Raw genomic sequence first — 14,795 nt, 5'->3', positions numbered from 1 at the left:
TATGCCCCCCTTAACGCTCAGCCAGATCCCGATGGCGGTGTTGCGAGAGATTGCCGCGCAGTCCCAACCCACTCCGGAGAGCATCGCCCGTGTCCTGCCCGAGGACTTCCACCATCTCACCGACGACATCGTCGGACTGTTGCACGGCAAGGCCCCCTCGTCGGTGCCGTTTCCTCCCCGGGAGGTTCCGGCAGAGCCCGCGCCCGAGCCCGCGCCCGAGCCCGCGCCCGAGCCCACGCCGGAGCCCGTCGCCAAGCCCGCCGCGGCACCCGTCGAGAAGCCTGCCCAGGCCCAGGCGGCACCGTCCCCGGAGGATCTCGCCCGCCTGATTGAGGAACGCGTCCGGGCGGCGTCGGCCCAGCGGTTTGCCCGCCAACCGGTCAATCCCAAGCTGTTCGTCAATATCGATCCCTCCTATTTCGTGGCCTATCAGCATGGGCAGGTCGAGGGGGATGCGGCACCGGGCATCCGGGTTGAGCATCTTCCCGCGGAGACAGCCGAGGAGGGTGTCGATCCCGAGGGCAGGGGCACGGTCCACATCTCCTGGCAGCCCCTGCCCGTGCCGGCGGGTCGGCAGGTGATGTACCGGGTGGTTGCGGCCAACCGGGAGGCCCCCCTGACCACCGATGGTCTGGAGGATCTGGTGATCACCACCGGAACCGCCTACCTGGATGAGACGCTGGGTTCGACGGGTGTGCGTCACTACATGGTGTGGGCCTATACCTATCCGGCGGAGGATGTCCTGGAGGCGCTGAGCTCGCAGCCCACCCTCGTGGGGGAACAGCTGGTTGTCTTCCCGCCCGAGAATTTCCAGCTGGTGGAATCGAAGGGAACGATCACGGGCACCTGGGATCCCCTGTACGGCCATGCGGAGATGCGCGTCTACGCGAAGCTCGAGGATGATCCCACCGATCTGCTGGACCCCGGCAACCAGATCATCCAGGGTGTGACGGAACGCCGGTTCATCTACGAGGGCGCCGAACGGGGACGTCGGTACCTGTTCCAGCTGGTTCCCACGGCCCAGTTCCGGGGCAGTCAGGTGCTCGGCGCGGGCAGCAGGGTGTTGAAGCAATCCACCAGTGCCGATATCCAGCAGGTGGAGCTGCAGGACCCGCAGCTGTTCAACGACGGCAAGAATGACCGGATCCTCCTGGCGTGGACGGCACCGCCGACCGGCAGCGTGAAAATCTACCTCTCGCAGATCCCGCCGCGCCCCGACCTGATTGTCCGCCCGGTTGATCTGAACTGGATTGAGGATGATCCCGCGTTTGCCGGGGAGATCCCCACCGACACCAGCAATGCTGCGTCCGGTGAGATCGCCGATACCACCATGACCTGGCCCGAGGGCTGGCATGAGGTGTTCATCACCGCCGTCAACATCGTCGGGGATCAGGCGTGGGCGGGTGAGAGCAAGGTGCTCCAGCGCGTCTCGCCGATCAGGGATGCCCGTCTGATTGAGCGCATCTCCAGCCAGCTCATCACCTTCACCTGGCCGGCCGGTGCCACCATGGTGGAGGTGGGGATGGCCAACCAGGATCTGCGGCAGGAACTCCTGGAGGAGGACTACCGCCGTCAGGGTGGGATCCGGGTGAACCTGGCGCATACCGGCGAGGACATCACCCTCACCCCCAAAGCCATCTACGGTGGTCGGTTCACCACCGCGGACTCGACCACGCTGCGCTACCGGGGGCTCAAGACGTACTCCTATGACCTCTTCCCCGTCGACGGGGGTTTCCAGCTGATGATCTGGCGTGATGAATCCGAGGATCGCAACCCACCGCGGTTCACCCTGATCCACAATGAGCACGCGATGCCGCTGCACCCGGGTGATGGCCACGCCGTTGAATGCGCCAATGTGCAGGACATCAAGGAGGAGCTCAACCACCAGGGGCCGATCATCTTCCCCTCGCGTGGGCTCACCCAGGGTATCCCCTCCATGGAGGTTCGTGACGGCAGCGTCTGGTGGATCAACCCGAATGAACTCTGGGGAGGATATCTGCGTCTCTTCCTCGTGGATCAGGACGGCGATGATGACGAGTCCGTCCCCGCCAAGGTGGTCATTGAAGGCGACGTGGCAGAACGACTGGCAGTCCATGCCTTGAAGGGGGCATCACTATGACCGGTGCGGCGATGAGTTTCGGATCGTTTTCCAAGGGTGCCGGTGGCTGGCAGATCGGCCAGCAGGTGGGTGCCCTCACCGACGACCAGGCGCGGGCGCTGCAGCCCCTGGCCCCGACGCAGTTGAGCAGCACCACCGCGGTTCCCACCTACCCGTCCAGGGAGGAGCGGACCCGCCTGGTGCGTCGATACGCGTGGATCCCCGCGCCGTGGGATGACCACCAGCGGGTGTTCCTCGCCTCCGTCCCGGCCGGGGCGGATGCCACCGGCCGGCAGGGCAATGTCTTCACCTATATCCACCTGCCTGATGCAGCCGATCCCGCGTCTTTCGACGTTGTCGACGCCCTGTACAGCCCCGATATCCCCACGCCCTTCGGGAGCCGCGAGACGGATACGGCGCAGATCCCGGAGCAGCTGCGCACACCCGGCCCGGTCCGGGATCTGGTGGGGTTCTTCCTCGACGGGTGGGATGACGCCGCGGGCACTCCCCTGCCGGAACCGTTTTCCACCATCCCCAACACCACCACCGGGCAGCGCCGCATCAACGCCCGCTATATCGCGCATCTGATCGCCGAGGGAAAGACCGTGGTGCTGGCCACCCCGATCCATGAAGCTGTGCTCTGGGTGGCGGCGGTCGCGGAGGAACTGACACAGGCGGCCTTCTCCTTCTCCACCTTCGAACGGGTGAACACGGTCGTTGATGCCACCAACCGTGGCGCCCAGCTGGTGTGCATCCCCCCGCAGGATGTCATCCGCGCCCGACTCGACCTGGACCAGGTGGAGGTATTGCTCTCGACGGAGGACTACCCGGCGGTGGAATCGGTCGTCGACAAGCTCCCCGTCGCGACGCCGACGGACCCCGTGCTTGTCGACGCAACCCCCATCAGCAACCCCTTCGAGGAGACCGAGGCACCCCGCACGGAGGTCGAATTCCCTGCGGACACCGCCTGGAAGGACATTCAGAGCTACCTCAAGAGGGAGGATACGCCGACGTATTTCACACCGGGCATCACCGTGAAACCCGGGCCACCGGATCGGATCTTCCTCGCGGAGGCGACTCCCGAGCAGTGGGCGCAGGTGCTCCAGGGGCAGGATGATGCCTTCACGGTGTCGCGGATCCTCGCACTGCTGCTGTTCCCACCCACCACCGCCTATGGACGGCAGTCGCGGGTCAAGGTGCTGGCTGCGGAAGCCCTACACCCCGGCTGCAGTGAGGCTGTCACCCGGTTTGAATGGCTGTTTGATTTCACGGCCGAGCAGTGGGACAGCCTGAAAAGAGAGGCGGTCCACGAGCTGCAGGACTACCCGCACCTTCCTCAACCTGGCAATCCATACTCGCCGGTCCATGATCTGATGGCGGAGATTGTGCAGGAACACGCGGCTTATATAGGTCGGAGGGATGAGCTGGCCTCCATAAGCAGGAAGCGGACCGGTCCGTTCACCTCAAAATCGGCAGGGAGAAACTAGAATATGAACACCATTTCGCTCAATGACAATGACACCCGCTCGATTCCCACCGGTGGTTACCTGCGCATCGATGCCCATTCCGTGGGAAACCGTGCCGAGAAGATCAAGATCGCGGTCAATGGGGTGAACCTCAAGGTCAATGAGGCCGGACCGAGCAGCGCCTTCCTGATGGCGTGTCCCCAGAACGCCACCATCGTCGTCTCGCCCCTGGAGGCCACCGAGTTCGGCCCGGACCAGTCGGTGCGCGTAGTCATCTCACGTGGTGGCAGCAGCGACGGCAGGGATTACCGCATTGAATTCCCCATCGTCCGCGTGGATGGCGTCAGTGAGAAGATCGTCGGCGAGATCAGGAACACCGGCACCACCTTCGATATCACCGCCTATGGGTCGAATGTGTCCACCGATCTGGGTCACGAGGCGATGGTGATCCTGTCGTCGCTACGCACCCGCCTGACCGGCCCCACCGGCATCACCTCGCTGGTGGTGCACAACGACGCCTCCGCCACCAGCGCCCGGGTGTCCGATGCGCGGGTGCTCCAGGGGCTGGGGAACCTCATCATCGGTGTCGGCACCGCCCTGGGACTGGATCAGGTCCGGTGCGGTGATTCTGCTGTGCCCTTCGACCGCATCACCGATCACCTCCATAAGGGAATTGAGGACGCCGCCACCCGGGTGGGTAATGCCGGTGTGCCCACGGTGGGCGATAACACCCTGCTGGTGCATCTGACCCCCGCGCCGGGTGCTGCCATGGTGTCGGAGACACACCCCAGCCTCGTGGTCATCTACGGGCCGGCCGCTGCTGCGGAGCAGGAACTGTTCAGCCTCAACACCACCGGCACCGGGAAAACCGGGAGCATCGTCGTGGATGATCACTTCCTCACCTCCCTGGAGACAGGGAATGTCTCAGGTGTGGCACCACACACAGCCGTTATTTCCCAGATTCTTCTTCCCGAGGATTCCCAGATCGGAGTCACCCCATGACCAACCAGGCACGCTGCCCGCACACCTTCAAACCCCTGGAGCCCGGTGCCACCGTCAGCCCCTACACCGAACTCCCGCTCCCACCGGGCTGGTCCGATGGTGTCACGCACTGCATCGCGATGGCCGGTGCCCGCGCCTCCGGTAAATCCCTGTACACCGCGGTCGTGGTGAAACAACTGGAGCTGCTGGCGCACCGCCACGGCAGGCAGGTCAACCCCCTGGATGAGTCGACCCGTGACCGGTACCGGGAGGTGTATGAAACACCCCTGTACAAGGAGATGCGCCATATGGCGCCCACCCCCCAGATCACCAGCATCGATGCGTACCAGCGCGATCCGCTCATCTTCACCCTCGGTCGCTGGCCCGATGACGAGGGTGAGCAGAGGATGCACTACCTGGTGCTTCGCGACGTCGCTGGCGAGGACCTGGAGAGCATGAACCCTCCGGTCGAGGAGCTGGAGTTCTTCCGCTACGCAGATCTGATCATCTTCCTCTTCGACCCGCTGAAGGTGCCCCAGATCAGCTCGTACCTCCAGGGCCTGATCCCCCACCAGCTCGGACTGGGCGGTAACCCTGAGGATGTGCTGGCCAATCTTGAAGTGATCCTGGGTGATGCACGACCGGATCTGGCGGTGACCATCTCCAAATTCGACACCCTGCAGAAACTCTCCCAGCTTCCCGACGGTGAGTGGAAGGCGATCATGGGTAATGAGGGCTCCACGTTCCGCCGCGACAATGGCTGGAACTATGACCTGCACGACCAGATGATGCTGGACATGGAGATCGACGCCCTGCTCCGGTACGTCAAGGCCGATAAACTGCGCCACCAGTTGGCCACCGCCTACGACGGGCGGGGGGAACGGCACTTCTTCGCCGTATCCGCCCTGGGGGAATCCCCCACCGGTGAGCACCTGAGCCGGCAGGGCATCGCCCCCTTCCGCACCACAGATCCCCTCCGGTGGCACCTGGATCAGTACGGGGTGTTCAGCGACGATGAGGTGAATCTGCTGTGACACCCACCAACCAGGGCGGTACCGGCTGGGGTTCGGACAGCGACACCGGGTGGGGTTCCAGCCCCGCAGGTGGCCCACAGGACTACCCGGGCACATCCGGACCATCGGGCAGTTATGTCTATGGGCAACCGGCACCGGTCCCGGCGCGCCACAAGGTCTCCTTCTCCCGCACCAACCCGTTCCGGGCACCGTGGAACCTCCTGATCGCCGCCGTGCTGTATCTGGCTGCGGTGATCTACACGGGCTATCTCATCGTGGACCAGATCATCAACACCACCGTCCGGCATGACTTCTTCTGGGAGATGATCGCGCTCAAGTCCCTGATTCCCCTGGCCACCCTGGTGTTCATCGTGGTGATGCTCAAGGCTCAACCCTGGGGACGCTACGCCCTCACCGCCGTCAGCGTCATCGGGATTCTGGTCATTGTGGTCGATGGGCTGTGGCCGGCGAGTCTGCTGGTCATCGGCGGGGTGATCGCCCTGTGGCTACCGGCGGGGCACGCCTGGTTCGGTTTCCGGAAGGGTTAACCGCGGCCGGGTTAACAGCCGGGTTAGATGCCAGGCTAGGTGCCGTGTTAGATGTCGCGCAGCACCGCCGCGGCTTCCGCCTCCAGCTTCTCAGCCGGGCCGATCTTGCCGTTCGCGCGGTGCAGGCGGGACAGCTCCGTCAGCGCCAGGGCGTAGGCCCGTTTGTCCAGAGCAGTGTCCAGGGTGTGCACGGGGTTCTCGGCGATGGTGGTGATCAGGAGGTCCTCCGCCCGGTGGTTCTGCCCGGATCCTCCATAGAGGGACACCAGCCCGATGACGGCACCCACCTGCTGGGGGAGGTGGGCGTCGCTGCGTGCGGTGGTGAAGGCCAGGGAGAAGAGCTCCTCGGCCTCTTCGTGTTCACCGTCGTTGAGTTCGAGCAGCGCCGCCGCATTGATCATGTCGAGGTAGCGGGGCGTGGACCCACCGTCCTTGTAGAACATCGAGGCTTTGAGTGCGGCCAGTTTCCGCTCCCGGGGGTTCAACCCGGATTCCTCCGCCGGCAGATCCATCAGGTCACGGTAGAGATCAGCGAGCTGTTCAGCGTGGAATTCTGCTGCCAGGTGTCTCTCCGCCTCGGTGTGCAGGGACGTATCGACATCACGTTCCCCGGGCAGCGCGCGGGAGAGGACGATCGAGGCGGCAAGCAGGTCGTGGGCCTGCGTGGTGGAGGGGGGTTGGTCGTCGACAAGCAGGAGTCGGCGCAGCGCGCCGCGGAGGGCGCCCAGGGTGTGGAGGAGGTCGTGGCGGTGGCAGCCACGCACCACCCGGGCAAGGTCGGGCAGCAGATCCACCCCGGCCACCCCCGTCGCCTTATGGAGGATGGTGAGTGCCTGTCCGCGGCACACCAGGGAGGGCTCACCCATCCCGAGGCCCAGGGCGGCCATGGTGGTGGCAATGTGGGCCACGGCCGGGTCGGCGAGCAGTTCGGGGTTGCCGGTTTCCGTGCGGGCGAGGATCTCTATGGAGAGGCGCTCGAGGGTGCCAGCAAGGTCGGTGAGGTCGGTGAGTGGATCACCACCCGGGTGATGGGTGGCTGCCTGCTGGAGTTCCTGCACGTGGTTGATGGTGTGGAGGAGCGTGGCGATCTCCTCCAGGAGGGCAGGCTCGCCGAGTTTAACGTATGCGGAGACGCTGATCTGCACCTCGATGGGTACCGTCAGGAGTTCCCCGGGCTGGTTCACATGGGTTTCGGCGAGAGGCTTATCGCGCACGGGCTTCCTCGGCCAGCCTCGGGAGATTGGCGTGGTTGAACAGCGCGGCGGCCTGGTTGATCAACGCGCGGTAGTCCTTGAAATTGTTGGTGGCGCGGTACATCAGGGCGAGTTCGGTCATGGCCTGGGCTACCGCGCGGCGGGACCTGTCGTCGTGGAGGCCGTTGAGCGGATGCTCACCGATGAACTTGATGAACAGGTCGGCGGCCTCCTTCTTGAGGTCGAGGGTAAAGAGGAGCACCGCCAGGCCGATGCAGGCATTGACCTCCTCGGGAAGCAGTCCTTCTGTTTTGGCCTTCACGCGGGCGGCATCGAGAACGCTGAAGGCGTCCTTCTGGTCGCCCAGTTGGGTCAGGCTCTCCCCCTCGAGCAGCATGGCCTCCACTTCATCGATGGGGGTGCCGCCGGCGGCGAATCCCTCGCGGGCCAGTCTCGCCTGCTTCAGTTTCGTCTCCGGGGACCGGGTTCTTTCCGTGTCCGCTGCGAGTGCCAGGCCGAGGTGCCACATCGCGGGGATCTTCTTGGGCAGGTCACGCTGCTCCGGTGCGATATTCCCCAGTTGGATGGCGGCGTCGGCGAGTGCCGCGCGGGCTTCAGTGGTGCTGCGTTCCATCATGCCGCGGTAGTAGCGGTGGGCGATGAGAAGATAACTGTGGAGGAAATCATCGGAATAGGTCCGGGTGGTGAAACCCGGGTGGGACTGCAGGGCGGAGATCACCGCGTTGTAGAAGTATTCAATGTCCTGGGAGGGTAGATCTTCCTCGAAGGCGTTAATCAGCACGCCCATCGCGCGGTAGCGCATCCTGCCGGTCATCTCGGTGTTGCCCTGGGCGACCCACTCGGCGATGAGCGGATCCAGCCTCTCCAGGTCAGGATCGGTCTGGGGTTTCTCGTGGTCGGCGATGATCCGCTCCAGGCGGCCGATGGCCTTGGGGATCTGGTCGATGATGAAGCCGTAGAGCTGCCGGCTGTCATTGTCGCTCAGTCGCCGGAGCTCCTCGATCAGCGTGGGTGCCAGCTTGGGGTCATCGGTCTGCAGGGCCTGCCCCAGCAACCGGTTGGCCTGCCCGATGAACACGGACTGGGGTGCGCCGGCCGCCAGCCCGAGCGCGATGAGGTTGATGCCGTGATCCTCGGTGGAGGGGTGGCGCAAGGGATCATGCCCCCAGTGCTCGCTGATGAGAATACCCTGCATGAGGTGGCTGGCCTGCAACACAGTGTCCACATCGTCCTCAATGACCGCGAGGTCGGGCAGGGTCTCCACCAGCTGCAGCACCTCACCGTTGCGCCACAGGAAATGCTGATTGATGTCCTCGACCGAGCCCTGATCCCTGAGGGTGGCCGTCTCCTCGATGAGATCCTCCAGCGCCAGCAGCATCTCGAGCCGATCTTCCATAGTGCCCATGTTGTTCAGCGATGAAGACATCGCGGCCTCCCTCACGACTTCAGTATCGGTGTTTATATTTATCTTAAACTCTGATGACGCTTGTCGACGCCCAACCGCCTCCCCTCCCGCACCGTGTGCGGGGAGGGTACGGTCTGCAGCCGGGTTGTTACTGCCGGTTACTGCCCCAGCTCGCGGCGGCGCTCGGCGGCCCGGCGCAGCCGATCGGCGCGTTCCTCACGTTCCTTGCTGCGGAGTTCCTCGATGAGTTTCTCATCCTCATCACCCACATCCAACACGGACCGGGCACCCCACGAGGCGAAGGCCCCGAGGGGGAACAGCACCCAGGAGAATCCCACGCTGAACACGAAGGTGCCCACGAAGAACATGATGAGCACGATGGCCCAGATGGCGCCGTCGATACGCTGGAGTTTCTTGCCCCGGCTGAGTACCTCGTCGAGTTCCCGTTGGGCGGATACCTCCGAGCCCGACACCGCTGGGGTGAAGGCGTAGGGATCCTGCTGCTCGGGCAGGTCAACAAACAGTGCATCCAGCTCGCCCTGGGTGCGTGCCACCGCGGCGTGGCCGGTGCGTTCGTCGAATTCGGTGATGTCGAGATACCCGTCGGCAAAGTACTGCCCCAGCCGGTCCAGGGCATGGGAGCGTTCGGCATCACCGGCGCGTTTATCAGGTGTCTGTTCCATAAGGGAGCCTCCAGGAAAGGTAATGCCCCCAGGGTAGAACACCGTTGCCGTCCGGGGAATAGATATCGGGCCCCGTCACCCTGGGTGGTGACGGGGCCCGATCTGAGTGAGTGTCAGTGAGTGTTAAGTCTGAAGCCTTATGGGGTGGGGCTCAGGACGGTGTCGACGACGTGGATGACGCCGTTGCTGGCCTCGACATCGGTGTCGGTGACGTTGACGCGGTTGCCGGCGGCATCCACCAGCACGACGTTCTCGCCCTCGATCTCCACGGTGAAGGTGCCACCCTGGAGCGTTTCGACGGTCTGGCCGTCCATCTCCAGGACGTCGGCGGCGAAGACCTCACCATCGACGACGTGGTAGGTGAGGATCTCGGTGAGATCACCCTGTGGGTCTGCGAGCAGCGCATCCAGGGTGCCTTCCGGCAGGGCGTTGAACGCCTCATCAGTGGGGGCGAAAACGGTGAATGGGCCATCGCCACGGAGGGTCTCCTCCAGGCCAGCAGCCTGAACGGCGGCGACCAGGGTGTTGAAGGAACCTGCACCGGCGGCGGTGTCGACGATGTCATCACCTTCCGCAGCAGCAGTGGTGGTGGTCTCTTCGGTGGTGCTCTCCTCGGTGGTGGTGGTTTCCTCCGTGGTGGCGGCTTCCGTGGCGGTCGCGGTGGTGGTACCGGTGTCGGTGGTGGTGTCGTCCTCACCACACGCAGCCAGGGTGAGTGCGAGGCTGACGACTCCGGATACTGCAAGGATGCGCTTCATTGCGAAGGCCTTTCGGTAGGTCTGGATGTGTGACACCAAGTGTGCGTGTGTAGAGATAGTGATTCAATGAGCCAGCAAAAATACAGTGAATAAATATGGATATGTCAGCAACAGATGGGGGTGAACTGGGCGTTTGGGAGAAAACTGTTAGCCTGGATCACGCATATATGAATTTAATTATAGAAAAGAACTTAACCGAGGTTAATTATTTAGCTTAGGTTAGTAATGGGCACATCAGTCCCCCGCCCTTATGGAGGGCTAGTTCCCCCTCGGTACTACTATCCCCAGAAGCAGATCCTCCGTTGATCCCGCCCGGGGAACCATCCGACGGATACTCCCCCGATCCCCAGAGGACACCATGATCGAAGCTCGCCAACTCAAGTATTTCCTCGCCGTTGCCTCCGCCCGGAACTTCAGCCGGGCTGCGGATGACCTCCACATCTCCCAGCCGCCGCTCTCCCGGCAGATCAGGTTGCTGGAGAAACAGATCGGGACGGCCCTGTTCGATCGATCCAGTCAGGGGGTGGAGCTGACCGCCGCCGGGGCCTTCCTCGCCGAGCGGGCGCCGACCCTCCTCAATGAACTGGAGGAGATCGAACGGGATGTCCGGGCGATTGGTGAGGGATCCATGGGTGTGCTCCGGTTGGGGTTCGTCGGCACGGCTACACATCAGCTCATGCCCCAGTTGCTGAAACAGATCACAACCCAGCTCCCCGAGGTGGAGGTGCGTGTCAGCGGGGAGAAACTCACCCCTGACCTTGAGCGCCTGCTATCCACCCGGCAGCTCGATGCCGCGGTGCTCCGGCCGCCGGTGTCCTCACCGGATATTGAACTAGAGAGTTTCGGTGTGGATGATTTCATGCTCGCGGTGCATCCCGGACATCCCCTCTATGACCATGAGGGCACCATCCCCTTCACCGACCTGGTCGAGCACCCCATCATCGCATTCAAGGAGGGTTCGGCCGCGGAACAGATCATCAGACACGCAGCCCACCAGGTGGGGTTTGAGCTGACCGTTGCCCATCATGCACCGGAGACCTCCACGGTGCTGGCACTGGTTTCAGCTGGACTGGGGATCGCTCTGGTGCCACACGGGTCCATCCCCCAGCCGATGGGGACACTGCGGATGCGCGAGATATCGGGGGGACCCACCATCGGCCTTGCACTGGCGTGGCTCAGGGGAAACCGCTCCCCCATCCTCCGGCAGCTCAAACCACTGTTGGACACCGCCACCCTGCATGCGCGCAACATCCAACAGGAAGAACACCACCAATCCGGTCAGGATTGATGGTGTTCTGTGTAGACGGTGAGGAGTTAATTACCGTGCGTCACCCACGCTGACACCGACACGTTCGGTGTCCGCCTCCACCGAGATGGATGCCACCGGGGTGGTGGATGGCAGGTTGCCATCGAAGTAGGCATCCTCGGCTTCCTTGGTGATGCCCTGCTTGGCCTGCCAGCGGGAGACGAAGGCGACCAGGAAGGGGGCGATGAGGGCGGTCACCACGACGGCGGCTGCAATCTGAACGGTGGCCTGGCCCTGGATGGCCTCGAAGGAGGGATCGATCGCTGCGAGTGCGGCCGGGGTGGCAATCGCGTTACCGGCAACAGCGCTTTCCGCCACGCCGGAGACCATGTTGCGTGCCTGCTTCGGGGTCCGGCGGATGCGGTGCCAGAGGTAGACCGCCAGGACGGCCGCACCACCGGAGAAGACCAGGGTCATGAGTCCGAGGAGAACACCAGCCAGACCGGAGGCGAGGAGGACACTGAAGTCAATGCCGGCGCCAATGGCGAAGGCGACGAAGGGGATGATCAGCGCCTGACCCGGTGCCAGGAAGTTACGTGCGATCGGAGACAGGTTGCCGAGGGCGAAACCGATCAGCATCGGCAGGATCGCGGCGAGCAGAGCGGTGAGCGGGAAGTCGGCGAAGCCGGCGGCACCGAGGGCGATCATGGTGAGGAACGGTCCATCGTTGATGGAGAGCACCGAGATGGCACCCTTGTCGGTCTTGGAACCGAACTGCTGCATGAGCGCGCTGTAGAGGGAGCCATTCGAGTTGGACATGGCCGCGATGATGGCCAGGGGCAGCAGGCCGAGGAGAACACCGTTGGGGGCGAAGAACGCCACGGACAAACCGATGACGACGGCGATGCCGTACTTGGCCACCAGGAGGACACCGCCCTTCTCCAGTGCGGGACCCGCGGTCTTCAGGCTGATCTGCGAACCAACGGCCAGGAAGAAGAGGCCGATCAGGACTGCGGTGCCATCCCTGAACAGGGCGGTGGTGAAGCTGCCGATATCCAGAATGCCCGGGGCGAAGGTATTGACCAGGGCGCCGAGGAAGAGGGGCACCACCATCAATGCGCCGGGGATCTTTCCAATGGCGCGGAATGCGGAATCCAGCATTGTCTGTTCCTTTCATCGGCGTGCGGGGGCAGGGGACCAACGTCCCCGCTATGACCCATCCCGCACAACAACTGTTATGTGATCTGCAACATATAGTGATCGTGCGGACCGCCGATGGGAAATACCTTTAAGGCATAGCGTCATTCCTAACGGGTATGCATCCTGGACAGACCGTCTTTATGGTGGGGGTAATTGCGGGGGAATTTCCCTCCATAAGGGGCTTGTTCCCACCCGCCGCGGGGCAGGAGGCAAAGAAAAACCGAACCGGCACCCAGCGGGGAAATCCCCACCGGGTGCGGGCCCGGGAAGCGTCGTGGTGGGGTGGTCGGCCCGTCGACAAGCGCTGGTTTCTAGTTGTCAGTCCAGTAGATGTCCTTATCGGCGCGCAGGGCGCGCTCGCTGGCGTAGGCGTGGATCTCGTCGAGAAGCGTGACCTGGTTCTCGGTCATCTCGATGAGGTCGGTGAACACCTTGGGGTCGAGGCCGAGGGTGGGGGCCTGGACCTCGAGCATCTGCCACATGCCAAGTTTGCCCATGACGGCACCACGCATGAGCTCGGTTTCCAGCAGCATGGTCATGGGTGAACGTTCCACGATCTTGCCGTTGCTCTTGAGGCGACCGACCCGCTCCCCCACCCAGGCGACGGCCTGGCGGTAAGGTTTGCGGTCCAGGCCGAGATCATCGATGAGCTGGATGAGGAAGGCGCGCTCGGCGGAGATCTCATCGACCAACTGGCCCAGCCTGCCGAACATGGGGGTGTCCACAAAGTCGTTGGCCATGCGGGTGATGCGTCCGACCCCGGCGGTGGCGCCCGTCAGATGATCGGAGAGGTAGAGCTCGAGCAGATCGGCGCTCATCTTCTCCGGCGGGACATGGGGGTCCGCGTCGCCGTCGCCGGCGAAGGCTCCCTCGGAGGCTGGCTGATGGAAGGCGTTGACATTGCGGTCATCCTTGGCATCGGCACGCAACACCGGTGAGGCGTGTCCGCGGCCCTCGGCCAGGCCTTCCAGCAGCTCACGCAGCGCTTCGGCGGCGGTGCGTTTCGGGGACCAGTTGAGTTCCGTCTTGGCCTTGGTGGTGTCCATAAGCGGCACCTGCATGGCCATGTCGATCCAGCCGGCATCGGCCGGGATCACACCACTGCGGTGCGCGGTGACCACCGCCGCCCGGACGATCGCCGGTGGCATTTCCATGTACTTGCCGGTGCTGGTGAGGATATCCGCCAGCTCCTGGGGCCCGAGGATGTCATCGGCGGCGACATTGAACGCGCCCCCCTTCTTGGCCAGCACCGCCGCCACATAGGCCTCGGCCACATCATCGGTGTGCAGCGCCTGGATCCGCAGACCATTCGGCAGCGGCAGCGACAACATCGAACCCGGCGCCAGCAGACGCGAGGGCACCGCCTTGCCGATGAAATACCGCTGGATGGAGGAGGCCGCATCGGACTGGAACAACAGGGCCGGGCGCAAACGGGTGACGGTGACCCCGGGGTGCAGCGCCTCGAAATCATCAAGCACCTCCTCCTGGGAGGCCTTGTCCACGCTGTAGTGGGAACTGTCGATGCCCTCGTTCGGGAAATCCTCATCCCGCAGCGGGGGTTCGGTGCCGTCCTTGCGCAGCGCGTCGCGCGCCTCATCCGGGGAGTACACACCCACGGAACTAGCGACGACAAGATGCTCCACACCCGCCTCCGCCACCGCGCGGGTGACCCTGCGCGTACCCTCCACATTGACGCGTTCCAGCAGCTCACGGCGGTCATTGGGCTGAATCATCCAGGCGAGGTGGATCACGGCGTCACACCCACGGAAGGCATCCGTCAGGCTCTTCACGGCATCCGCCTCGGTGGAGGCCGCGGCGATGTCGATGCTCAGCCACTCGCACTGGTCGTAGGGTTCGATTTCCGTATCCGGCAGGCGGCGGGCGATGCTGACGACCTCTGTGATCTCGGGGTGGCGGTGGAGTGCACGCAGCACGGCTGTTCCCGTGTTGCCAGTTGCACCAACAACTGCGATTCGCATTCTGGCTCCTAGTCAACGTCATGGTCGGGCTTTGCTGCCCAGTCAACACAAGCGCTGGGACCGACACAAGGAACGCGGCCAAACCCGCAGGTTGTGAGCGCGATCACCCGGGCTTCGCGGGCTGAGGCGACCAGGTGGGTGTCGCAGGACATGCCGATAACCTCCCCGCGGGCCGTGGGGTCGGCGGGGAGGTTGCGGTGGGCG

The 14,795-nt window shown here is 64.0% G+C and carries 12 protein-coding genes; 6 read left to right on the top strand and 6 right to left on the bottom strand.

What is annotated here, in order from left to right; genetic code table 11:
• Position 1: 1 nt before the first annotated feature.
• Genes H9627_RS05620 through H9627_RS05600 form a run of 5 tightly spaced genes read left to right on the top strand, consistent with a single transcriptional unit; the run spans position 2 to position 6,106 of the window.
• Positions 2 to 2,119: a hypothetical protein gene (locus H9627_RS05620; protein WP_191733035.1), complete on the top strand. Its 2,118-nt coding sequence runs from the start codon at positions 2 to 4 to the stop codon at positions 2,117 to 2,119.
• Positions 2,116 to 3,585 carry a GAP1-N2 domain-containing protein gene (locus H9627_RS05615; protein WP_191733034.1) on the top strand — a complete coding sequence of 490 codons (1,470 nt, stop codon included), beginning with the start codon at positions 2,116 to 2,118 and terminating at the stop codon, positions 3,583 to 3,585. The genes H9627_RS05620 and H9627_RS05615 overlap by 4 nt, the downstream gene beginning before the upstream one ends.
• Positions 3,586 to 3,588: 3 nt before the next feature.
• Positions 3,589 to 4,566, top strand: a complete 978-nt coding sequence (locus H9627_RS05610; RefSeq protein ID WP_191733033.1) for a hypothetical protein — start codon at positions 3,589 to 3,591, stop codon at positions 4,564 to 4,566.
• Positions 4,563 to 5,579 carry a hypothetical protein gene (locus H9627_RS05605; protein WP_191733032.1) on the top strand — a complete coding sequence of 339 codons (1,017 nt, stop codon included), beginning with the start codon at positions 4,563 to 4,565 and terminating at the stop codon, positions 5,577 to 5,579. Before H9627_RS05610 ends, H9627_RS05605 begins: the two co-directional genes overlap by 4 nt.
• Positions 5,576 to 6,106: a hypothetical protein gene (locus H9627_RS05600; RefSeq protein ID WP_191733031.1), complete on the top strand. Its 531-nt coding sequence runs from the start codon at positions 5,576 to 5,578 to the stop codon at positions 6,104 to 6,106. The genes H9627_RS05605 and H9627_RS05600 overlap by 4 nt, the downstream gene beginning before the upstream one ends.
• A 47-nt stretch (positions 6,107 to 6,153) precedes the next feature.
• Here the strand turns inward: H9627_RS05600 and H9627_RS05595 are convergent, their stop codons facing one another.
• From H9627_RS05595 to H9627_RS05580, 4 genes are all read right to left on the bottom strand, one after another.
• A complete protein-coding gene (locus H9627_RS05595; RefSeq protein WP_191733030.1) occupies positions 6,154 to 7,320 on the bottom strand; it encodes a hypothetical protein in 1,167 nt (388 codons plus the stop codon).
• Positions 7,310 to 8,746, bottom strand: a complete 1,437-nt coding sequence (locus H9627_RS05590) for a hypothetical protein (RefSeq protein WP_191733029.1) — start codon at positions 8,744 to 8,746, stop codon at positions 7,310 to 7,312. Before H9627_RS05590 ends, H9627_RS05595 begins: the two co-directional genes overlap by 11 nt.
• Before the next feature lie 137 nt (positions 8,747 to 8,883).
• Positions 8,884 to 9,408 (bottom strand): DUF1707 SHOCT-like domain-containing protein, encoded by a 525-nt coding sequence (locus tag H9627_RS05585; RefSeq protein ID WP_191733028.1) that lies wholly within the window; start codon positions 9,406 to 9,408, stop codon positions 8,884 to 8,886.
• Between the two features lie 137 nt (positions 9,409 to 9,545).
• Positions 9,546 to 10,166, bottom strand: a complete 621-nt coding sequence (locus H9627_RS05580) for a fasciclin domain-containing protein (RefSeq protein WP_191733027.1) — start codon at positions 10,164 to 10,166, stop codon at positions 9,546 to 9,548.
• 358 nt (positions 10,167 to 10,524) lie between these two features.
• Here H9627_RS05580 and H9627_RS05575 point away from each other — a divergent pair, with 358 nt between their 5' ends.
• A complete protein-coding gene (locus tag H9627_RS05575; RefSeq protein WP_191733026.1) occupies positions 10,525 to 11,454 on the top strand; it encodes a LysR family transcriptional regulator in 930 nt (309 codons plus the stop codon).
• Between the two features lie 30 nt (positions 11,455 to 11,484).
• Here H9627_RS05575 and H9627_RS05570 read toward each other — a convergent pair whose 3' ends face one another.
• Complete coding sequence (locus H9627_RS05570) at positions 11,485 to 12,573, bottom strand: 2-keto-3-deoxygluconate permease (RefSeq protein ID WP_191733025.1); 1,089 nt, start codon at positions 12,571 to 12,573, stop codon at positions 11,485 to 11,487.
• Between the two features lie 350 nt (positions 12,574 to 12,923).
• Positions 12,924 to 14,591 carry an NAD-dependent epimerase/dehydratase family protein gene (locus H9627_RS05565; protein ID WP_191733024.1) on the bottom strand — a complete coding sequence of 556 codons (1,668 nt, stop codon included), beginning with the start codon at positions 14,589 to 14,591 and terminating at the stop codon, positions 12,924 to 12,926.
• Between the last annotated feature and the right edge of the window lie 204 nt (positions 14,592 to 14,795).

Origin of the sequence: Corynebacterium gallinarum (genome assembly GCF_014837045.1) — a bacterium.
GTDB lineage: Bacteria > Actinomycetota > Actinomycetes > Mycobacteriales > Mycobacteriaceae > Corynebacterium > Corynebacterium gallinarum.
Note: the sequence above shows the minus strand (reverse complement) of the source record. Positions and strands in the feature narration are given on the sequence as shown.

What these genes read in the sequence shown, in the direction of transcription:
- H9627_RS05575 (WP_191733026.1), top strand. Translation starts at nt 10,525, where the DNA reads ATGATCGAAGCTCGCCAACTCAAGTATTTCCTCGCCGTTGCCTCCGCC.
- H9627_RS05565 (WP_191733024.1), bottom strand. Translation starts at nt 14,591, where the DNA reads ATGCGAATCGCAGTTGTTGGTGCAACTGGCAACACGGGAACAGCCGTG.
- H9627_RS05580 (WP_191733027.1), bottom strand. Translation starts at nt 10,166, where the DNA reads ATGAAGCGCATCCTTGCAGTATCCGGAGTCGTCAGCCTCGCACTCACC.
- H9627_RS05610 (WP_191733033.1), top strand. Translation starts at nt 3,589, where the DNA reads ATGAACACCATTTCGCTCAATGACAATGACACCCGCTCGATTCCCACC.
- H9627_RS05605 (WP_191733032.1), top strand. Translation starts at nt 4,563, where the DNA reads ATGACCAACCAGGCACGCTGCCCGCACACCTTCAAACCCCTGGAGCCC.
- H9627_RS05585 (WP_191733028.1), bottom strand. Translation starts at nt 9,408, where the DNA reads ATGGAACAGACACCTGATAAACGCGCCGGTGATGCCGAACGCTCCCAT.
- H9627_RS05615 (WP_191733034.1), top strand. Translation starts at nt 2,116, where the DNA reads ATGACCGGTGCGGCGATGAGTTTCGGATCGTTTTCCAAGGGTGCCGGT.
- H9627_RS05620 (WP_191733035.1), top strand. Translation starts at nt 2, where the DNA reads ATGCCCCCCTTAACGCTCAGCCAGATCCCGATGGCGGTGTTGCGAGAG.
- H9627_RS05590 (WP_191733029.1), bottom strand. Translation starts at nt 8,746, where the DNA reads ATGTCTTCATCGCTGAACAACATGGGCACTATGGAAGATCGGCTCGAG.
- H9627_RS05570 (WP_191733025.1), bottom strand. Translation starts at nt 12,573, where the DNA reads ATGCTGGATTCCGCATTCCGCGCCATTGGAAAGATCCCCGGCGCATTG.